This is a genomic window from Cupriavidus sp. 05N38, from assembly GCF_056397345.1.
In genome coordinates this window covers 1-20,809 of the sequence record NZ_JBFTNF010000056.1, presented here as the reverse complement: position 1 = coordinate 20,809, position 20,809 = coordinate 1, and the positions used below count along the sequence as shown (strand labels likewise).

17 protein-coding genes and 1 riboswitch are annotated in these 20,809 nt (G+C 65.5%); of the genes, 5 read left to right on the top strand and 12 right to left on the bottom strand.

Features of this window, described 5'->3' with window-relative positions:
- Window positions 1-162: 162 nt before the first annotated feature.
- The 7 genes from AC1DK4_RS30525 to AC1DK4_RS30495 all read right to left on the bottom strand — a co-directional run bounded on the left by AC1DK4_RS30525 (window position 163) and on the right by AC1DK4_RS30495 (window position 6,043).
- A complete protein-coding gene (locus AC1DK4_RS30525; protein ID WP_441622403.1) occupies window positions 163-504 on the bottom strand; it encodes a hypothetical protein in 342 nt (113 codons plus the stop codon).
- Window positions 505-1,061: 557 nt separating this feature from the next.
- Window positions 1,062-1,847 (bottom strand): SDR family oxidoreductase, encoded by a 786-nt coding sequence (locus tag AC1DK4_RS30520; protein WP_441643420.1) that lies wholly within the window; start codon window positions 1,845-1,847, stop codon window positions 1,062-1,064.
- An 8-nt stretch (window positions 1,848-1,855) separates the two neighbouring features.
- Window positions 1,856-2,683 carry an SDR family NAD(P)-dependent oxidoreductase gene (locus AC1DK4_RS30515; protein ID WP_441622401.1) on the bottom strand — a complete coding sequence of 276 codons (828 nt, stop codon included), beginning with the start codon at window positions 2,681-2,683 and terminating at the stop codon, window positions 1,856-1,858.
- Between the two features lie 76 nt (window positions 2,684-2,759).
- A complete protein-coding gene (locus AC1DK4_RS30510) occupies window positions 2,760-3,185 on the bottom strand; it encodes a MaoC family dehydratase (protein WP_441622399.1) in 426 nt (141 codons plus the stop codon).
- Between the two features lies 1 nt (window position 3,186).
- Window positions 3,187-3,639 carry a MaoC family dehydratase N-terminal domain-containing protein gene (locus AC1DK4_RS30505; RefSeq protein ID WP_441622397.1) on the bottom strand — a complete coding sequence of 151 codons (453 nt, stop codon included), beginning with the start codon at window positions 3,637-3,639 and terminating at the stop codon, window positions 3,187-3,189.
- Between the two features lie 11 nt (window positions 3,640-3,650).
- Window positions 3,651-4,835, bottom strand: coding sequence for a lipid-transfer protein (locus AC1DK4_RS30500; RefSeq protein ID WP_441622455.1), 1,185 nt, complete (start codon window positions 4,833-4,835; stop codon window positions 3,651-3,653).
- A 170-nt stretch (window positions 4,836-5,005) separates the two neighbouring features.
- A complete protein-coding gene (locus tag AC1DK4_RS30495) occupies window positions 5,006-6,043 on the bottom strand; it encodes a tripartite tricarboxylate transporter substrate binding protein (protein ID WP_441622395.1) in 1,038 nt (345 codons plus the stop codon).
- Between the two features lie 357 nt (window positions 6,044-6,400).
- On the opposite strand from AC1DK4_RS30495, the gene AC1DK4_RS30490 reads away from it, so the two are divergent.
- From AC1DK4_RS30490 to AC1DK4_RS30480, 3 genes are all read left to right on the top strand, one after another.
- Complete coding sequence (locus tag AC1DK4_RS30490; RefSeq protein WP_477116999.1) at window positions 6,401-7,939, top strand: acyl-CoA synthetase; 1,539 nt, start codon at window positions 6,401-6,403, stop codon at window positions 7,937-7,939.
- A 207-nt stretch (window positions 7,940-8,146) separates the two neighbouring features.
- Entirely contained in the window at window positions 8,147-8,539 is a 393-nt protein-coding gene (locus tag AC1DK4_RS30485; RefSeq protein ID WP_441622391.1) for a ferredoxin reductase domain-containing protein, read from the top strand.
- Between the two features lie 290 nt (window positions 8,540-8,829).
- Window positions 8,830-9,954 (top strand): hypothetical protein, encoded by a 1,125-nt coding sequence (locus AC1DK4_RS30480; RefSeq protein WP_441622389.1) that lies wholly within the window; start codon window positions 8,830-8,832, stop codon window positions 9,952-9,954.
- 125 nt (window positions 9,955-10,079) lie between these two features.
- Here the strand turns inward: AC1DK4_RS30480 and AC1DK4_RS30475 are convergent, their stop codons facing one another.
- The 4 genes from AC1DK4_RS30475 to speB form a co-directional block, all read right to left on the bottom strand.
- Complete coding sequence (locus AC1DK4_RS30475; RefSeq protein WP_441622387.1) at window positions 10,080-11,333, bottom strand: D-amino acid dehydrogenase; 1,254 nt, start codon at window positions 11,331-11,333, stop codon at window positions 10,080-10,082.
- Window positions 11,334-11,482: 149 nt separating this feature from the next.
- A riboswitch (glycine riboswitch) is annotated at window positions 11,483-11,582 on the bottom strand.
- 87 nt (window positions 11,583-11,669) lie between these two features.
- Window positions 11,670-13,040, bottom strand: a complete 1,371-nt coding sequence (locus tag AC1DK4_RS30470) for an MFS transporter (protein ID WP_441622385.1) — start codon at window positions 13,038-13,040, stop codon at window positions 11,670-11,672.
- Between the two features lie 266 nt (window positions 13,041-13,306).
- Complete coding sequence (locus tag AC1DK4_RS30465; protein ID WP_441622383.1) at window positions 13,307-14,455, bottom strand: branched-chain amino acid ABC transporter substrate-binding protein; 1,149 nt, start codon at window positions 14,453-14,455, stop codon at window positions 13,307-13,309.
- Between the two features lie 112 nt (window positions 14,456-14,567).
- Entirely contained in the window at window positions 14,568-15,545 is a 978-nt protein-coding gene (gene speB / locus AC1DK4_RS30460) for an agmatinase (RefSeq protein ID WP_441622381.1), read from the bottom strand.
- A 125-nt stretch (window positions 15,546-15,670) separates the two neighbouring features.
- Between speB and AC1DK4_RS30455 the strand changes: the two genes are divergently transcribed.
- The gene (locus AC1DK4_RS30455) at window positions 15,671-16,573 is read left to right on the top strand and encodes a LysR family transcriptional regulator (RefSeq protein ID WP_441622379.1); all 903 of its coding nucleotides are present in this window, start codon (window positions 15,671-15,673) and stop codon (window positions 16,571-16,573) included.
- A gap of 224 nt (window positions 16,574-16,797) precedes the next feature.
- On the top strand, window positions 16,798-20,223 hold the full coding sequence (locus AC1DK4_RS30450) for an AAA family ATPase (protein WP_477131971.1): 3,426 nt from the start codon (window positions 16,798-16,800) through the stop codon (window positions 20,221-20,223).
- A 232-nt stretch (window positions 20,224-20,455) separates the two neighbouring features.
- Here AC1DK4_RS30450 and AC1DK4_RS30445 read toward each other — a convergent pair whose 3' ends face one another.
- Window positions 20,456-20,785 carry a zinc ribbon domain-containing protein gene (locus AC1DK4_RS30445; RefSeq protein ID WP_477131975.1) on the bottom strand — a complete coding sequence of 110 codons (330 nt, stop codon included), beginning with the start codon at window positions 20,783-20,785 and terminating at the stop codon, window positions 20,456-20,458.
- Window positions 20,786-20,809: the final 24 nt, after the last annotated feature.

Here is a 20,809-nt window from a genome sequence, read left to right as displayed (position 1 = left end):
GTCATCCATTCGGCTGGGCGCGGCGCATGTGGCGAGAGAGGACAACGCAAAGAGGCGGGCGTGGACAGCAGGACGCGCGAGAAGCCGGGCGGCAGGGCAATCCTGCCGCCGGCCTCAAGGCGTCAAGGCGTCAAGGCCTCAAGCCCTCAAGGCGTCAAGGCCTCAAGGCGCAAGGCCGGGCACGCGCGGCACCCGCTGCGACCTCACATTGAAGTGCGGCTCGCCAAACACCTCCAGCAGTCGCGCAATCTCGCGCGCCGAATTCGCGCGCGTGGTGCGGATCTCGCTAAGCCGGCGCGGCGCCGCGGCCGCGCCCACCAGGAAATGCCGCCGCACCGTCAGCAGCGACTCACCCGGCGGTGGAATCAGCACGGGACGCGCGTCCTCATCCTTATAGCTGCCGTAAATCCAGCCCGATGGTGTCAGGTGTGCCTCGATCCAGGCCTCGCCCGACGCAAACGTATCCGGCGCAACCGCGCCGCGCTTTACCATGGCTTCCTGCATTTTGCTGCCTCTCATACGTACGTCACGCATCAGTGGCCCCAAGCGGCCACCGGTCCGCCATGTGCCATGCGGACCGTGTCGTGTCTGAGAAGAATTCTGCGGCTGCGCTCCCCATGCGGGTACCCCGCCTTGGTAGGTGGCGCGCACGCAAAGGGTATCAATGTCTGCGCGACGCGGCATCCGCTGCGCAAGTCAATGGCAGGCCGACCCGGCCATCGTCGTTCTATCCCCACCTAAGCGTGGGTCCCACCAAAGCAGGGTAAGAGCGGTCGGCACGCCCATCAATAATCCACCCCGGCAAGCTTGACCCCTTGCTAATTCCCGATAGGGTGTAGGCACTCCCCGCGCCTACACCCTCTTTTTTTGGGGCGATCAACGAGGAATTCCGGGGAATGCGCCCTCGTCGCGGTAGCCGTAGGCCACCTGCCGAGCGCCTTGAGCCGCAAAAGCAGGAAGGGAAACCCGCGGGGTTTCCCTTCCCGGTTGGTTCGCTGCACACGATCAATGCACGTTCAGCGCACGTTCAGCGCAAGATCAGCGCAGGGAACCCGCCCCCCTTAAGCCGCCACCGCGGCCGACAGATCCCGCGCCCCGCCCAGCGAACTCCCCCCGTCCACCGGAATCACCGCCCCCGTCACAAACTGCGCGCGCGCGGAACTGAGAAAGCGCGCCATGTCGGCAATGTCCTCCACCGCGCCAAAGCGGCCCAGCGGGATCGATGCCTGCATGCGCGCCAGCGCCTCGGGCGTGGGCGCCAGGCGGCGCACGCCTTCGGTGTCGCCGATCGGGCCCGGCACGATGGAGTTCACGCGGATGCCGTCACCACCCCATTCCATCGCCAGCACGCGGGTCAGCATGTCCACGCCGGCCTTGGCCGCGCAGACATGCGCCTGGTAGGGCGTGGGGTTGTAGGCCTGCGGCGCGGAGATACTGAGCACCGACGCGCCCGGCTTGCGCAGGTACGCATGGGCCGCGCGCAGCACGTTGAAGGTGCCGTTGAGGTCGATGTCCACCACCGTGCGAAAGCCCTTGGCGGACATGCCCAGCGCCGGCGCCACGAAGTTGCCCGCGGCGCCGGACACCAGCACGTCGATATCGCCAAAGGCTTCATGCGCCTGCGCCAGCGCGGCGGCAATGGCCTCGGCGTCGCGCACGTCGGCGGCCAGGCCCAGCGCGTCGGCGCCCAGCGCGCGCAGCGCCTCGGCGGCGGCCTGCACCCGCTCCGGCGTGCGGCTGGCCACGGCCACGCGCGCGCCGGAGCGGGCGAAGGATTTGGCAATGGCGAGGTTGATGCCGCTGCTGCCGCCCGCCACGAAGACCGTCTTGCCCTGGAAGTCGTCCATCGCCGCGCTCACGGACGGCCGCCGCCGCAGACCAGCACCTGGCCGCTGACGTAGTTGGACTCGGGGATGCAGAACATATAGACCGCGCCCGCCGCTTCTTCCGGCGTGCCGCCGCGGCCCAGCGGGATCAGGGCCTCGGCGTTCTTGAGCACCTGCGGGTTCACGCCCACCTTGATCTGCTGGCCGGCAATGTCGATGCTGGCGTCGGCGTCCGCCGGCGTCTCGGTCAGGCGCGTCATGATCAGGCCGAAGGCCACGCTGTTGACGTTGACCTTGTAGCGGCCCCATTCCTTGGCCATGGCGCGGGTCAGCCCGTTGATGCCGGCCTTGGCGGCGGCGTAGTTGGCCTGGCCGGCATTGCCGTACACGCCGGAGGTGGACGAGATGTTCACCACCTTGCGGAACACCGGCGTGCCGGCCTCCGCTTCGCGCTTGGCCGCCTCGCGGATAAAGCCGGATGCCGCGCGCAGGATGCGGAAGGGCGCCGTCAGGTGCACCGCCAGCATGGCTTCCCATTGCTCGTCGCTCATCTTCTGCACCACGTTGTCCCACGTGTAGCCGGCATTGTTGACGATGATGTCCACGCCGCCAAAGCTGTCCAGCGCCTGCTTCACAAAGCGGTCGGCAAAGCCGGGTTCGGTCACGCTGCCCACGCAGGCCACCGCCTCGCCGCCGGCCGCGCGGATGTCCGCCACGGTCTGCGCGGCGGGGTCCGCATCCAGGTCGTTGATCACCACGCGCGCGCCTTCGCTGGCGAGCTTGAGCGCGATCTCGCGGCCAATGCCGCGCCCGGAGCCGGAAACCAGCGCCACCTTGCCTTCGAGTTTGCGAGTCATCGTTGCCTCCTGTTGTCTGTCTCTATGTGTCTGAACTGCACTGATCTGATCGGATTGAGTAGGGGGGCGCCGGCCTTCACGCCAGCGCAATCACCGCTTCGCCCGCCAGGCGGGTCTGCCCGTCCTGGTTCACGGTAGACACCACCACGCGCGCGCGGCGCTCGCCGTCCTGCTGCAGCAGCTCCGCCACGTGGCCCGAGCACGTGATGCGCTCGCCCACCTGCGTGATGGCGGCAAAGCGCACGCTGAACGCGCGGATGGCCGGCTGCGGCGCCCAGTTGGTCAGCACGCGGCCCAGCCACGCCATGGACAGCATGCCGTGGGCAAACACGTCCGGCATGCCGGCCCCGCGCGCAAAGTCCGTATCCACGTGGATCGGGTTGTGGTCGCCCGATGCCCCGCAATACAGCGCCAGCGCCAGGCGGGAGATGGGCGGGGTCTCGAACGCGGGCAGCGCATCGCCCACCTTCAGGCTGGCCAGGTCGATTTCAGCATGGCGCATATCAGGCTCCCACGGCGTTGCGCACCACGGTCACGCAGCGCAGTTCCGCCACGCGCTCGCCGCGCTGGTTGGTGACATCGGTGGTGCGCACCACAAACTCCAGCGCGCCGCCTTTCTTGTCGTAGATATCGTCGATGCGCTGGCGGAACGTCAGCGTGTCCCCCGCATACGCCATCGCGTGGTAGGTAAAGCCCTGCTCGCCGTGCAGCAGGCTGCGGTAGTCCATGCGCAGCAGCTCGCGGATCGCCGCCGGGTCGGGCGACTCCATCTCCAGGCAGAACAGGAAGGTCGGCGGCACCGGCAGCGCGGGCATGCCGGCGGCGCGCGCCGCGGCTTCGTCGCTGTAGACGGGGTCGGTCTGCCCGGTCGCCTTGGCAAAGAACCGCAGGCGGCCAGCCTCCACGTGCGCGCTGAACGGCGGGAACACATGCCCGATGTATTGCTTGTCGATCATGGCGTCTTTCCTCACGCGGCCTGGTACAGGGTCACCACGCAGGCGCCGCCCAGGCCCAGGTTGTGCTGCAGCGCCGTGCGCGCGCCCTCTACCTGGCGCTGGTCGGCCGTGCCGCGCAGCTGCCACACCAGCTCCGCGCACTGCGCCAGGCCCGTGGCGCCCAGCGGATGYCCCTTGGACAGCAGCCCGCCCGACGGATTGGTCACCACGCGCCCGCCGTAGGTGTTGTCGCCGTCCACGATGAACTTCTCCGCCGTGCCCTCGGGCGTGAGGCCCAGCGCCTCATAGGTGATCAGCTCGTTGGCGCTGAAGCAGTCGTGCAGCTCCACCACGTCCAGGTCTTCCGGGCCCACGCCGGCGGCCTCGTACACCTGGCGTGCGGCGGCGGCCGTCATGTCATAGCCCACCACCTTGCGCATGTCGCCACTCTCGAACGTGCTGGGCGTATCGGTGGTCATGGCCTGCGCGGCAATCACCACGCGGCGGTCCAGGCCGTGCTTGCGCGCAAACGCCTCCGAGCAGACGATGGCCGCGGCCGCGCCGCACGTGGGCGGGCAGCACTGGTAACGCGTGAGCGGCCCAAACACCGCGGGGGACGCCATCACCTCCTCCAGCGTCAGCGTCTGGCGGAACACCGCCAGCGGATTGCGCGCCGCGTGCTGGCGCGCCTTCACCGAAATACGGCCGAAGGTATCGGCACGGATGCCGTGCTCCTTCATGTAGTCCAGCCCGGCCCCGCCGAAGAACTGCGCGGCGCGCGGCGCATCCGGCTGGTAGCCCTGCTGCGCGGTCATGGTGTCGACAAAGCGGGCCATCGGGGACGGCCGGTCGTCATAGGCGCCCTTGAGCGCGCCCGCCACCATCTGCTCGAACCCCAGCGCAATCGCGCATTCCACCTGGCCGCTTTCCACCGCCTGGCGCGCCAGGTACAGGGCGCTTGAGCCGCTGGAGCAATTGTTGTTCAGGTTGAACACGGGAATGCCGGTCAGCCCCACGCCGTAGACCGCGGCCTGCCCGGCGGTGGAGTCGCCGTACACGTAGCCCACGTACGCCTGCTGCACGTGCTGGTACGCCACGCCCGCGTCATCCAGCGCCAGCCTGGCGGCGCGCGCGCCCATCACGTGATAGGGCTCGCTGGCGCCCGGCTTGCTGAAGGGAATCATGCCCACGCCCACCACGTGGACGGCGCGTTTCATCTGGGTCATTCTCTGGTCTCCTGGTCTGGCGGCCGGGCCGCCCCTCGCAATGCAGTGTGCCCCGCGTGCCCGCGCCCGCCAATCGCCGATCGGGACAAAACCATTGGCAAAAAGTATCAAGCTGCAGCATGGGCAAGCAGCTGGCACGGCGGCATGCCGCGCCGCGCGCTTCAGTCCAGCCGGATGCCCAGCTCGCGCACCACCACCTTCTCCCGCTCGTACTGCTGCGCGGCGAACTGCGCATACTGGTCGTTGCTCAGGTACACCTCCTGCAGGTCGATGGCCTCCAGCGCGGCCTGGTACGCCGGCGACTGCGCGGCCTTGCGCAACGCGTCATGCAACTGCCTGACCACGGCGGGGTCCATGCCGCGCGGCCCCACCACGCCCACCTGCGAGCTGGCGGTAATGTCAAAGCCGCGCTCCTTCAGCGTGGGCACGTCCTTGAAGCGCGGAAAGCGCGCGTCGCCCACAATCGCCAGCGGCCGCACCTTGCCGGCCACGGCATACGGGCCCCAGCCGGGGTCCAGCACCGCGTCGATATCGCCCGCCATCAGCGCCATCAGCTCCTCCGAGCCGCCCTTGTACGGCGCGAAGGTGAACTTGGCGCCGGCGGCCTTGCCCAGCTTCTCCATGGCGATATGGCCCGAACTGCCGGTGCCCACCGCCGCGTAGGTGACCTTGCCCGGATTGGCGCGGGCATACGCCAGGAAGTCTTCCAGCGTCTTCCACGGCGCGTCGGCGCGCACCACCAGCCCGTAGCGGTAGTTGGTCAGGCCGATGATGTAGGTGAAGTCCTTGCGCGGGTCGTACACCGTCTTCTGCAGGTGCGGCATGCGGAAGATATTGGCCGCCACCAGCGCCAGCGTGTAGCCGTCCGGCGCGGCGGTCTGGCTCATCACCGTGGCCGCCAGCGTGGCGCCGGCGCCAGGCTTGTTGATGGGCACGATGCTTTGCTTGAGCTCCTTGCCGGCGGCATTGAGCAGGGCGCGCATCGGCGCGTCGGTGGGGCCGCCCGGCGGGAACGGGATCCAGAACTCGATCGGCCTGGCCGGATAAGGGCCAGCGGCCAGCGCCGGGGCAGACACGGATACGGACACGGCCGCCGTCAATGCCGCCAGCGCCAACATACCCCCCAGGCCACCCAGGCGCCGCGCCAGGCTACGCCAGGCCGGGCGGGGCAGGGCGCCCGCCTTTGTTTTGTCTTGCATGGTTGTCTCCTTTGTTCTTGTGTGCGTGTCGCAGGCGCTTGGCTCCTGTCGCGCCAAGGCTAGCCGGCCGGCACTCCCGCCCACAATTGCCGGAACGCCCAAACCGATTGGCAGAAACGCTCATGCCCGCGCGGCTGCCCGCCGGGCCGGTGTCATTTCYTGCCAATCGCGTTGAGCGGTTCCGCAATTGGCGTGGGCGCGCTGCGGCGCTTAAATGTGCGGAGACCTGCAGACCATCACGCCGATCCGCGCTGGCCCGCGCCCGCGGGCGCAGGCGCAGGCCAGCGCCGCCCCGCACCGCTGGCGCATGCGCCACGGGGCGAGGCAGCCGCCACCCAGCACAAGGAGACAATACCCATGCACCTGACCGCCGGACTACACCGCTCCCTGCAACGCCACCCCGACAAGATCGCCCTGGTAGACGGGCAGACCCGCCTGACCTTCCGCCAGCTGGCCGCGCGCGTGGCGCGGCTGGCCGGCGCGCTGCAATCCCTGGGCGTGGCGCGCGGCGACCGCGTGGCCGTGCTCGCGCCCAACGGCGCGGCGTACGTGGAAACGGAGCTGGCGGTCTGGTGGGCCGGCGCCGTGCTGCACCCCGTCAACACCCGCTGGAGCCAGGCCGAGATGGCCTTCGCCCTGCACGACTGCGGCGTGCGCGTGCTGCTGGCGGGCGAACCCTTCGCCGCGCTGGCCGGCGCGCTGCGCCGCCAGGTGCCGGGCCTGCAGGCCATCGTCCATGTCGGCCCGCAGCCGGCGCCCGCCGGCATGCTGGACTACGCCGCGCTGATCACCGACGCCCAGCCGGTGGCAGACGCCCGCGCCGCCACGGCGGACCTGGCTGCCATCCTCTACACCGGCGGCACCACCGGCTTCCCCAAGGGCGTGATGCTCTCCCACGGCAACCTGTGGGCCTCGTGCATCGGCCGCATGGCGGACGTGCCCAACCCGCCCGACTTTGTCTCCCTGCTGGTGGCGCCGCTGTTTCACGTGGCCGGCCTGGGCCGCCTGGTGGGCCAGCTGGTGGTGGGCGGCACCTGCGTCATGCTGCCGGGCTTCCAGCCCGACACCGTGCTGCGCACCATCGCGCAGGAAGGCATCTCAGACATGGTGCTGGTGCCCAGCATGATCCAGATGCTGGTAGATGCGTCAGGCTTTGCCGGGTACGACCTCACCAGCCTGCGCCGCATTGTCTGGGGCGCCGCGCCCATCGCGCTGCCGCTGCTGGAGCGCGCCATGGCCGCGCTGCCCGGCGTGGAATTTCTCCACGCCTACGGCATGACGGAGACAGCCGCCTCGGTGTCCGCCCACCACATCGGCAGCACCCCGCAGGCGCGCGAAGGCGGCCGCCTGCGCTCTGCCGGCCGCGCCGGCTACGCGGCCGAGCTGCGCATCGCCGGCCCCGACGGGCGCGAGGTGCCCACCGGCAGCATGGGCGAGATCCTGGCGCGCGGCCCCGCGGTGATGATGGGCTACTGGAACCGCCCCGAAGAAACCGCGCAGGCCCTGCGCAACGGCTGGCTGCACACCGGCGACAGCGGCTACATGGACGACGAGGGCTACCTCTACGTGGTGGACCGCATCAAGGACATGATCATCTCCGGCGGCGAGAACGTGTACCCCGCCGAGGTAGAGGAAACGCTGGGCCGCCACCCGGCCGTGGCCACCAGCGCCGTCATCGGCATCCCCGACGAGAAATGGGGCGAGGCCGTGCACGCCGTGGTGCTGCTGCGCGAGGGCGCGCAATCCACCGCGGATGAGCTGCGCGCGCACTGCCGCACCTGGCTGGGCGCGTACAAATGCCCCAAGAGCTTCGCGTTCCGCAGCAGCCTGCCGTTGTCGGCGGCGGGGAAGGTGCTCAAGAGTGAGTTGAGGAAGGAGTTTGGGGATGGGGTTTGAGTGTTTTCCGCCCCGCCTCCCGGCGCAGCACGGCGCCTTTGCCACAGACCCGCTGCTGCCAGGAGCCCGGAATCGAACGGAGCGCATGCCAATACGACGGTAAATTGGGGTACCAGGAGGCAATCGGCCAGATTGCTGGCGGACATGCTTCAGACTGGCAGGATCGAGACGTCTTCGAAGTCTCCATAAGAAAAGGGCCCGGCTGGTATGCCGGGCCCGCACTTCTTTACTTCGTCACCTCAGGGGTTCGCCGATCTGGCTGCGCGCCATGTAGATAGCGGCGCGCAGGGGCCGTCCGACACATATCGCATCGCCGTACAGCTCGAAGTGCATGGCAAAGGCGGCGCCCGATGCCTGCATGATGAACTCGCGGTGGGAAGCACCATCGAGATGACGGGGCCATTCAACAGCTTTCCACTTCACGCCATGGCGTCGTCCCGCGTCAGTGTCGTGGCCGGTGGTATTGGCGTAACACCTTTAGTCTCGATGGCCCACGCACTCAGAGCGCAAGGCATCCCGTTTGAATTGCACCGCATGCACGCCGCAGTTCTCATGACCGAGGAACGGACTATTACCGCCCCCGTGATTCCCATCCGCTGATCGCACGGCACCTTCCCTTCAGAGAGAAGAGAGAACCACATGGGAGAAGCAGAGCATTGCCGCCAGAGATGGCCGGTGCTAACGATGCCGCGTGCGAATCCGGTGCTGGCCATCAACTTGCACCAACTTGTCCCCGGTCGCATTCGTATAGTGTTCTAGAGGCAGGTCGTCAGGAGTTTGGTCACACGATTAGTGCTAATTGCATCACATCGCATCGCATCACCCGGGATGGCCTCGCATGCGCGGGTCAGGCGATCAGACAAGAGGTCCACCAAAAAGAACCAAAGACCATGGAACCCTCAAACCACGGAAGTATGCTTGGCACGCTGCGCCTTGCAAGGCTGGCGAATCGCAGGCCCCGCCTGTGGCTCGGGGTGTTCGCGCTGCTCGCTGGCTGTGGGTCTATCGGCCCCACGACCATCGTTGCGGACCGCTTCGACTACAGCGCGGCGATCGCGGACTCCTGGAAGCAGCAAACGCTGCTGAACATCGTCAAGCTTCGCTACATGGACCTGCCGGTCTTTGTAGACGTGGCGTCGGTTGTCAGTGGTTACTCGTTGCAGACTGGTGTGTCTATGAACAGCACTGTCTCCTCGGCCAACACCGTACAGGGCAATTTCGTTTCCGCCGGGGTACAAGGGGTATATACGGACCGGCCTACCATTACCTACACGCCAGCGACCGGGCAACGGTTTGTGCAGGGGCTGATGGTGCCGATCGAGCCCAGAAACATCTTCTTCATGCTTCAGAGCGGCTATGCCGCAGATTTCCTGCTGAGCATGACCGTGGAGTCGCTCAATGGCGTGCGCAATCGTTCGACGGTTGCAGGGGCGATGCGCGAGGCGGATCCCGCGTTTCTGCGAGCCATCGCATTGCTGCGCGACGTGCAGGGCGCCGGCGCGTTCGGGATGCGTGTTGAGGATAGCAAGAGCAAAGGTTCAACCGCCGTCGTGCTTTTCCGGCGTGACGGCGTGACTCCCGACATCGAGGAAAAAATGACCGAGATCCGCCGCCTGCTCAGAATGCCACTGACCAGGCAGGAGTTCATCCTCCGGTATTCCCCAGCCCGCGGCGCGGACGACGAACTTGCGGTGAACAGCCGCTCGATGCTGCAAATCATGAGCGCCTTTTCCAGCTACCTGGACGTTCCGGAGGAACACATCAGAGACCACAGTGCGCTGCCTGCGGTTGCGCCGGGCACAACTGAGAGGCAACAAGGCGCCCTAAGGATTCACAGTGGCAAGGAAAGGCCCGCCGAGCCATATGCTGCGGTACGGTACCGTGGCTACTGGTTCTGGGTTGAGCAAGGCGACCTGACAACGAAACGCGCCCTTGCGGCCATCATGTTGTTCTTCACGCTGGCGGATACCGGCAGTAAGGAGTCGCAGCCGTTGATCACCATCCCAGCCCAGTAGCGCGGCTCCCCAGCACGGGGCCGCCAGTCGACGTAGGCGCAGTAAAGGAGCCCCCGGCGCCGACATGCGAAGCTCGCTCCTGCCCGGAGCGAGATACCTGACTTGCCTTGCTGTCCGACTGCCTCCTACCCAACGGGATAGCTCTCGGCGATGGTCGTGCCGATCGTTGCCGCTGTTGCAGCAGACAACGTCCATCCAAGATGGCCATGGCCGGTGTTGTAGAACACCCGTGGCGCCCTGCCTTTTGACACGCGCGGCATCATGTCCGGCATCATCGGGCGAAGCCCCGCCCAGGGGACTACGCGGGAGGTATTGATTCGGAAGTTGCGACGCGTCCATGACACGAGCGGCTCGATGCGGTCGGCTCGGATGTCTCGGTTTTGTCCATTGAATTCGGCGGTACCTGCCACGCGGAACCTGTCCTTGCCAAGTCTGCTCGTCACGATCTTTGCGCTTTCGTCGAGCAGGCTGACCCACGGCCCGTTCGCCACGCTGTCGGCATCGTCCAGGTGCACGGTAATGGAGTATCCCTTGACCGGATAGACATTGATCCTGTCGCCCAGCATGCCGGCAATATGCCGGCTGCCCACACCGGCACAAACCACCAGCGCATCGCCGGCGATCTCGTACGCGGCACCGGCGTGGACCGATGGCGACGCCACACCGTCCACCGCCTGCAGGCCGATACGCACGCCGCTGGCGGATAGGTCGATGCTTCGCACGTCCCAGCCCTGCAGGAAGCGCACGCCGCGGCGCTCGCAAGCGAGCGCCAGGCCGCGCGTGAACTTATGGATATCCCCGGTTGAATCGGATGGCGTGAAGTACCCGCCAAAGTATTGGCCTTGCAACGTCGGCTCGATCGCCCGGATCTCCTGCGGCGACACCGCAAAGCGCTCCAGTCCGCCTGCCACGAGTAGCGCGTTCGTCCTGCCCGCGGCCTCGAAAGCCGCTTTGTCATGATAGAAGTGCAGGATGCCGCGGCGCTCCAGATCGAACTGGATATTCTCCTGCTCGGCCATGGCAAAGAGATGCTGGCGGGCGGCAATCGCCAACTTCGTCGTTTCGATGGTGTTCTCCCGATAACGCGCGATGTTCGACACAAACTCCCCCATCCACGAGTATTTGTGCCACGACGGCTTCGGGTTCACCAGCAGCGGCGCGTTGCGTTTCAGCATCCATTTCAGCCCTTTTAGTATCGTTCCCGCGCTGTTCCAGACTTCCGCGTTACACGCGGAGAGCTGGCCGCCATTGGCGAACGACGTCTCCATGGCGGGATAAAGATGGCGGTCGACGACAGTCACCTCGTATCCGAGTTTCGATAGCGTGTAGGCGGTGGTGACGCCGGTAATGCCGGCGCCTATGACTATGATTTGAGACATGGCAGGGTCCTCTGTCAGGCAAAGCGATGGCCGAATCCTCGGCTTCCTACCCCATCTGTCCCGGTACCTGAGAGCTTTGGCAGCGGCCGGTGACCGGTGCCGTCCCCTTCGGTGGGCATTCCTTGCAATGCCACTCTCCAGATTCTTGAATCGACGCCACAGTCCTTTTGCCTGAGAGTTTCCGGGGTGGTTGCTCCGTCGGCGCCGGGGATGGCACGTACCATCCCCGGTCTCTCCTGCGTCGTCTTGCAGCCGCTTAGTGGCCGCTTAGCGGCCGATTTGCGGCCGGGCTGCCCGGGATCACAGCCGATGCGTCAAGCTGCGCCCCTTGCTTGCTTAGTCCGGTAACGCACCGCCCGAAGGCGTACGGCTGGCCAGGATGGCAATCAGCGACACCACCGCAGCCCCGACCAGGTACCAGGCTGGTGCAAGCTTATTGCCCGTGGCGCTGATCAGCCAGGTCGCGACCAGGGGGGCGGTGCCGCCGAACAAGGCGTTCGCGCTGTTAAAGCACAGTGCAAAGCCGCTATATCGCACGCGGGTCGGAAAACTCTCCGACAGGAAGCACGGCAGCGTGCCGTCGTTGATGGTGAGGAAGGCGCCCAGTGCCACCTGAATCAGCAAGATGCCGACGATGCTGGCGCTCGACAGCGAATGGAACAGCGGCACCGTGAAGAGCGCGAACAGGATGCAGGCGGAAACCAGCATCGTCTTCCGCCCGAACCGGTCGGAAAGCAGGCCCATCACGAAAATCATCACGACATAGCTGGCCAGCGATACGGTAGAGACCAGGAAGGACACCGAGTCGCTCATGCCGAGTTCCTTTGACAGGTACACAGGCATATAGCTGAGCAACAAGTAAAAGCCGACGGCGTTCAGGCAGGTCACGCCGAAGCCGACCAGCATGGTACGGCGATGCGAGGTGAGCAACTCGCGCAGCGGCGCCTGCGGTGCGTGATTGGCGTGCTCCATCGCGACGAACTTCGGCGTATCTTCTAGTTGAAGCCGGATGTAACGGCCAACCAGCCCAAAAGGGGCGGCCAGCAGGAACGGCACGCGCCAGCCCCATTCGAGCAACTGTCCGGAGGTCAGCACCGTATGCAGCCCGGCGACGAACAGCGACGCGAACAGCAGGCCGGCGGCTTCCGCGGCAGGGATGACACTGGTGTAGAGCCCGCGCTTGCGGTTCGGTGCATATTCGGCAAGAAAGGCCGAGGCGCCGGCGTATTCGCCTGAAGCCGAGAAGCCCTGGACCAGCCGGATGACAAGCAGCAGTACCGGCGCCCACAAGCCCACCTGCCCGTAAGTCGGCAGGAAGGCGATCAGGAAGGTCGAGCAGGACATGATCATGATCGACAGCGACAGCGTATTGCGCCGGCCGAACTTGTCGCCGAAATGCCCCCAGATCACCCCTCCGATCGGACGCACGACGAAGGACAGCGCGAATACGGCATAGGTAGCCATCAGGCTGGTGGTCGGGTCGCTCTTGGGAAAGAACACTACCGCAATGACGGTTGCAAGAAAGCCGTAGGCGGCGTAGTCGAACCACTCGATAAAGGTGCCGATAAAGCCTGCCGCGGTAGCGCGGCGCAGTACCTGCCTGGTGTCGGCATCCACGGCGCTGCTGCGGGCCTGGCTCGCCGGGTATCCCGGGCGATTGCCACCTGGTAGCACCTCCGCGCCGCGCAAGGATTTCGTGTTACTCATACTCTGTCTCCGGATTATTTTGTCCTGGTCGCGCTACGTCTATCCAGGCATGGGCTTTTGCCGCATGCAACCGGCGACCAGTCTTGTGGTGTGTCTTGTTGTGTGTCTTGTGGATCTGCTCTGTGGGTAATAAGGGGTGTTGAACTCCTTATGCAGGGTAAGAAGGCGCAGCGATACAGCGGATCGCCGATCCATCGACAAGAAAACGAAATCCCGATGCCACGGCTATGTCGCGCCCGCCGACGAGGCATGCCAGCGAACTGGCGCTACCTGTCCTGCGGCAATGGCACCAGGGCGCTGTTGCGGTAGGTGTAGATGGTGATCGGCGAATCCCGCAGGTCGCGGTTGGGGTCGAAGCGGTATCGGCCGGCCACGCCCTCCATATCGATACCCGCCAGCGCTGCCCGGTACTGCGCCGACTCGACCGAGTTGGCTGTCTTCATCGCCTGGGCTACCAACCTGAGGCCGTCATAGATAGACGCGCTGTAAGTGAGCGGATCGGTGTTGTAGCGCTTCCTGTAGTCGCTCTTGAACTGGCGCCCCGGGCCGGTGTTCTCGAGCACGGGACCGCCCTGCGGGCAGTACACATGCTCGTCCACGGCATCGCCCCCCAGCCTGGCCAGTTCGATATTGCACATCGCATCGCCACCGAGCAGATAGGCGTCGGCCATGGCGAGCCGCTTCATCTGGCTGCGCAGGGGTCCGGCCTGCGAGTAGTAGCCACCATAGAAGATGCCGTCCACCTTCATGCCGCGTATTCGGGTCAGAATCGGGACGAAGTCTACGGCCTTGTCCGAGGTGTATTCGCGGGCGACGATCTCGATGCCTTGCGCCCTGGCTGCCTTGACGAACTCGTCCGCCACACCCTGGCCGTAGGCGGTCCGGTCGTCGATGACCGCGAAACGCCTGGCGCGCAGTTTGACCGAAGCAAACTCGCCCATGCGCTTGCCAAGCTGGCTGTCATTGGCCGAGATCCGGAAGACATAGGTGTACCCGGACTGGGTGACTGCCGGGTTCGAAGCCACCGTTGCCATCACTACCCCGGCCTGGTCCAGCAGGCGGGAGATCGGGATGGCGACGCCCGAGTTGAACGGCCCGAACACCACCTTCACGTCCCCGTCCACCAGGCGCTGGGCAACCGACATGCCGGTGCGCGGATCTGCGGCGTCGTCCTCGGAGACCAGGCTAAAACGCACGGCTTTGCCGTTGACGACAAGGCCTTGCGCATTCAGTTGATCGATGGCCATGCGCAGGCCGTTTTCATTGTCCTTGCCAATGGCGGCCTGCGGGCCGGACAGTGGCCCCGTCAGGCCGACCTTGACGACCTGCTGCTCCGCAGCCATGACGAAGGACGGCAACGGGCACGCCAGCACGCCGGCGGCCAGGCCTGCCCAGAAACGAGATTGACGAAACATTGCGGCTCCCCTTTTTTGCCAGGTCGCGCGACGCCGCTGAATGGCGCGCTGCATGGCCATGTAAAGACGACGGCATGCCTGATGACGACGCGGCCCCTTTTGCGTTCAGCGCTCAGCGCGCAGCGGCGCGCTTGAGCTTGCGCTGGTGCATCACCCGGCCGATCGTGTTGAGCAAAAGCTGCGCGGCAAGGATGGCGGTGGATCCCGTATGGTCATAGTCGGGAGCGACTTCTACCAGGTCGATCCCCACCACGTCGCCCTGCTCGGCCAGGCCAGCGAACAATTCCAGACCCTCGTAGTAAGTCAGCCCGCCATGGCTCGGGGTACCTGTGCCAGGCGCGATGGAGACGTCGAACCCGTCGATGTCGATGGTCAGGTAATAGCGTACGCCCTTCGGGATGCGGTCCAGCACCCCCTGGATGCCGAGCTTGCGAAGCTGGCGCACCGAGATGATGTCCGAGCCCATCTCGCGTGCTTGGGCATACCCCTCGCGTGCAGTAGAGGACACGTTGCGGATGCCGATCTGGGTCATGCCGCTGACGACGCTCTTCTCCGCGGCGCGGCGCAAGGGGTTGCCGTGACCGTGACGCACGCCATGCCGCTCGTCGACAAAGTCCAGGTGGGCGTCGATATGGACCACGTGGAACGGCTCCTGGCCTTCGAAGGCCGCGATGCAGGGGATATTGATCGAATGATCCCCGCCTAGCACCACGGGCAGCGCGCCGGCCTTCAGGATCTTGCGCACCCCGTATTCGATGTTGGCATGGCACTTTTCGGTATTGGTATGCACCATATCGGCGTCGCCAATGTCGACCATCCTGACCTCGCTGGCCGGCATGTACACGACATCGTCCTCGAAGTCATAGGCGCCACTGTGGCCGAAGGAGAACAGCGTGGACGCCTCGCGGATCGAGCGCGGCCCGAAACGCGCGCCGGCTCGCCATTGGGTGCCACAGTCGAACGGCGCGCCGATGACCGCCACGTCGGCGTCGATGGCATCCCAGTCAAGGCAGAGCGGCGATTTGCCGAACGTGCAGATACCGACGAATGGGAGGTCGAGCCGGCCCTTCTCATATTGATTTTCAGACATCGCGTTCACTAATCCTTTCTTCGTTGATGCGGTGGGGACGAGTTCATTCTGGACAACGGCATGGTCCGGTACAATCAGAATGTTTAGAACTTCAGTTCGTTAAAATCCGAACTAAAGACGGGAACGTGAAACTCCGCGATGTGGACCTCAAGCTACTGAGAATCTTCGAAACTATCGTGGGATGCGGTGGCTTTGCCGCGGCGCAATCGCTGCTGGGCATTGGCGCGTCCAGCATCAGCGAGCACATGACGCAACTCGAGACCCGACTGGGTGTGCGCTTGTGCGAGCGCGGGCGCAGCGGGTTTCGCCTGACCGAGGAGGGCCAGCAAATGCACGCTGCGGCCCAGCGACTGCTCGCGGCAGTGGACACCTTCCAGATGGAAGCCGGGACCATCCGCCGTGAGCTTCACGGCGTACTTCGCCTGGGGCTGATCGAGGCCACGCTTACCGACCGTGGGGCGCCTCAACTGGCCGCCATCCGCAGCTTTGGCCAAGCCGCGCCGAAGGTGCAGCTACATATCGAGATCGACTCGCCCAACCGCCTCGAACAGCGGGTGCTGGATGGCAGCCTCCACCTCGCGGTCGGACCGTTTCCGGACCCGGTAGCGGGCCTGGACTACCGCATGCTCTATCGCGAGGAGCAAGGACTTTACTGCGCATCGCCGCATCCGCTCTTCTCCCATGCCGGTCAGAAGGGCCAGGCGGAGCAGGTTGCCAGTGCGAACCTGGCGACGCGCGGCTACCTCGGGCGCCAGGAGCTTGACCTGCTCGGGATGCAGGAGGCTGCAGCGATGGTGGATAACGTCGAAGGGCGCGCCATGCTGATCCTGTCCGGGAACTACATTGGCTTCCTGCCGCCGCACTATGCCGATGCGTGGGTGGCGCCCGGCCTGTTGCGCCGTATTGCGCCAGAGCGCTACACCACGCATCTCGATTTCAAGATCATCACGCGGCGGGGCGCGCGCGAAACGCGGACCGTGCTGGCGCTGATCGATCACCTTGGAGAGGCCGCAAAGAAGGGGAGGTAACGGGTAACGTCCGGGGGCCTCGGCGGCTGACGCATCACACCTGATTCGGCGCGTTCTTGCTTAAAGCATCCTGGCGCCCCCCGCGTTTGTGCACGTTTTGCGCCGCTCCACACCAGAAGAGGGTATGCATGCACTCCGCGTGTGAACATATCTCGATTTCTGGGGCGCAATTGATAACATCTAATAGGTGAATCTTCCATGCGCCCGGAAAGGGTGCCTAGCCCATGCGCTGTGCAATCTGCGGGTTCGAGAATGCGGCAGGCGCAAAGTTCTGCGAGGAATGCGGCGCCAGGCTTGTGCGCGTCTGCCCGGCCTGCGGCCAGGGGGCGGCTGCGAGCGCCAAGTTCTGTAGCGAATGCGGCGCATCGCTAAGTGGACCTCCTGGCGGCACGCTCCCTGTCTCGACCTGTGCGCCCAACACGCCAATCGACTACACGCCTCCCTATCTGGCCGAGCGCATCCGGGCGGCGCAAGCAGAGATGGAAGCTCGCGGTCCGTCAGACGGCGAGCGCAAGACAATCACCGCGCTGTTCGCCGACATGGCCGGCTCGACCGCACTGATCCATGACCTCGATCCCGAAGATGCGCGACGCCTGATCGACCCGGTGCTGGCGCTGATGATGGAGGCCGTGCATCACTACGAGGGCTATGTGGCCAAGTCGATGGGCGACGGCATCCTGGCGCTGTTCGGCGCGCCGATCGCGAACGAAGACCATCCGCAGCGGGCCTTGCTGGCGGCGCTGCGCATGCAGGAGGCCATGCGCCGTTACGCCGACGGAGTGCGCCTGGCCCAGGGGATCGCGCTGCAGATCCGCGTCGGCATCAACTCCGGCGAAGTGGTGGTGCGCGCGATCCGCACCCAGGACTTGCACACTGACTACGACCCAGTGGGCAAATCGATCCACATTGCTTCGCGCATGGAGAGCATCGCGGTGCCCGGTTCGATCGTCGCGAGCGCACACACCCACAACCTGACCGAAGGCTATTTCGCGTTCAAGGCGCTCGGCGCGACGCCGATCAAGGGGCTGCCCGAGCCGCTCGCGGTCTTCGAAGTGCTCGGCCCCGGCCCGCTGCGCACCCGGCTGCAGGTGTCGGCCAGCCGCGGGCTGGCGCGCTTTGTCGGCCGTGCCCGCGAGCTTGAACAACTATATGAGGCGCGCGCRAGGGCGCGGGCCGGACATGGTCAGATCGTCGGCGTGGTCGGCGAGCCAGGGGTCGGCAAGTCGCGGCTCTGCCATGAGTTCAAGCTGCTCGCGCCGCGCGATTGCCTGGTGCTGGAAACCTTCTCGGTGTCGCACGGCAAGGCCTATCCGTATCTGCCACTGATCGAACTGCTGCGCAACTACTGCCAGATCACGGCGCAGGACGATGAGCGCCGGCGGCGCGAGAAGCTCACCGGCAAGCTCCTGACGCTGGACCGCGCGCTCGAAGACAGCCTGCCTTATCTGTTCCACCTGCTGGGGGCCGCCGAGCCTGACTCGGCGCTGGCGCCGATGGACGCCCAGATCCGCCAGCAGCGCACTTTCGAGGCGATCAAGCGGCTGCTGGTGCGGGAAAGCCTGGCCCAGCCGCTGGAGCTGATCGTCGAGGATCTGCAATGGCTCGACCGGGAAACCGAGGCCTTCCTCGGCTTTCTCGGCGAGAGCGTGGCCAGCGCCCGCATCCTGCTGCTGGTCAACTTCCGGCCCGAGTACCGGCACGACTGGAGCCGCAAGAGCTACTACACCCAGCTACGCCTGGGTCCCCTGGGCGAAGCCGAAGCCCGGGAACTGCTGCGAGCCCTGCTGGGCGATGCCGCCGGAATTGCTCCGCTCGAGCACCTGATCCTGGCGCAGACCGAAGGCAATCCATTCTTCATCGAGGAAGTGGTGCAGGACCTGGTCGAGGGGCAGGTGCTGCGAGGCGAGCGCGGGCATTACCGTCTCGAGCAGATCCCGGGCAAGCTGCACATCCCGGCCACCGTGCAGGGGGTGCTCGCCGCCCGCATCGACCGCCTGCAACCAGCCGAGAAAGCACTGCTGCAGACCCTGGCGGTGATCGGCAAGGTATTTCCATGGAGCCTGCTCGCGCGCGTCGTCGAGCAGCCCGAGGACACAACGAGGAGCCTGCTGGCGCGGCTGCAAGCCGGGGAATTCRTCTACGAGCAGCCGGCGTTTCCGGAGGTGGAGTACAGCTTCAAGCATGCGCTGACCCAGGAGGTGACCTACGGCTCCCTGCTAAGCGAGCGGCGTCGTGCGCTGCATGAGTGCACGGCCCAGGCGATCGAGGCCCTGTTTAGCGCCCAGCTCGAGGAGCACTGCAGCGAGCTGGCATATCATTTCAGCCGCAGCGGCAACACGCCAAAAGCCGTGGAGTACCTGCACCGTGCCGGACGCCAGGCAGTGCAACGCTCCGCCGACGCAGAAGCCGTCACCCACCTCACCATGGCGCTGACCCTGCTCGCGACGCTGCCTGATAGCAAGGAACGCGCACAGCAGGAACTTGCACTCCAGATCACCCTCGGTCCGGCCTGGATGGCCACCAGGGGCTTCGCCGCCCCGGAAGTGGGGGCAGCGTACGCGCGCGCCCTGGAGCTGTGTCGGCAGCTCGGCGAAACCCTCCATCTATTCCCTGCAATACTGGGGCTGCGCACGTTCTACACAGTTCGGGCTGAACTCCAGACCGCGCGCGAATTGGCAGAGCAATTGGTGACGCTTGCCGAAACGTCGCAGGATCCTGCGTTATTGGTCCAGGCGCGTCGGGCGCTGGGAACCGCCTTGTTCTATCTTGGCGAACTGGTGCCCGCCCGTGCGCATCTGGAGCAAGCCATGGCGCTCTATGACCCCTCACAACACCATTCGCATGCCTTCATCTATGGATTGGAGCCCGGTGTGCAGGGGCTGAACCACATTGCCATGGACCTCTGGCTGCTTGGCTACCCGGATCAAGCCCAAGCGCGCAGCCAGGAGGCGCTCGCCCTGGCCCAGACGCCTTCCCATCCCTCGGACTCGGCCGACGCGCTATTTTTTGCCGCCGAAGTCCGCCTGCTCCGCGGGGAAGTGCAGCCGTCAATGGAGCTCGCGCAGGCGCTCGTCGACCTCGCCACCGACTTCGGCCTGCCGTTCGGATTGGCGTGTGGAACCATTCTTCTTGGCTGGGCGTTGGCCGGGCAGGGACGCGCGACAGAGGGCATTGAATTGATACAGCAGGGCTTGAGCGCGTACCGCGCCACGGGGGCCGAAGTGTTGCGGACTCACTTCCTTATGCTGCTGGCCGAAGCCTTCGCAAAAACGGGGCAAACTGAAGCAGGGCTTGCGACGCTTGCCGAGGCACTGGGCCAGGCCGACCGCACCGGCGAGCGCGTGTACGAAGCCGAATTACATCGGCTCCATGGCGAGCTAATGCTGATGGAGCCGTGCCCCGAACGCGCGGGGCACATCAGCCAAGGCGAAGCCGAAGCCAGCTTCCTGCGAGCGATCGCGCTCGCTCGCCGCCAAGGCGCCCGATCCCTGGAACTGCGCGCGGTGATGTCTTTGAGCCGGCTTTGGCAGCAGCAAGGCAAAAAGGATGACGCCAGCCGGCTGCTGGCCGATCGATACAGCGCATTCGACGAAGGCTTGGATACACACGACCTGCGCGAAGCGAGGGTGCTGCTTGCCGAGCTCAAATGACGGCTAGCTAGCGGGCCCGGAGGTCCTGGGAACAGCCATTCCCTGAGGCAGCCGCTTCGAACGGCCGACCTCGGATGACTAGGGGACGAAGCGCAATGCCGGCTTAAAGGCGGAGACACCTCAGAACAGAAGCAAGTCCGCAATACTTCAAAATGCAGACCGTAACGCTCGACATCGGCATCGGCGGCGCAAAGCCGTGGAATCCTGATCGCTTCATTCCTTGCATGCACTGCTATCCAAAACGTGCACAAATGTGCGCGTCCGGTTCCTGCCCCGAACCCCCTGACTGGCCAGGCTCGTATCTGACAGGCGTAACTTTCCCGATAGCCTCAGGTAGAAAAACCATTTGTTCGAGGTTTGCGCTCGCGTTAAAGTCTCTGTCATGGCGCGTGTCACAGCTTACGCAAGTCCACTCTCGATCCTTTAACATCAAAGCCGAATTTACCTCGCCGCAGCATGAGCAACGCTTTGAGCTAGGAAAGAAGCGATCCGCCGTCACTAGCGTTGTCCCATACCAAGCACTCTTGTATTCGATCTGGCGGCGAATCTCCCCAAATGCCACGTCGAGAATGGCGCGGTTCAGGCC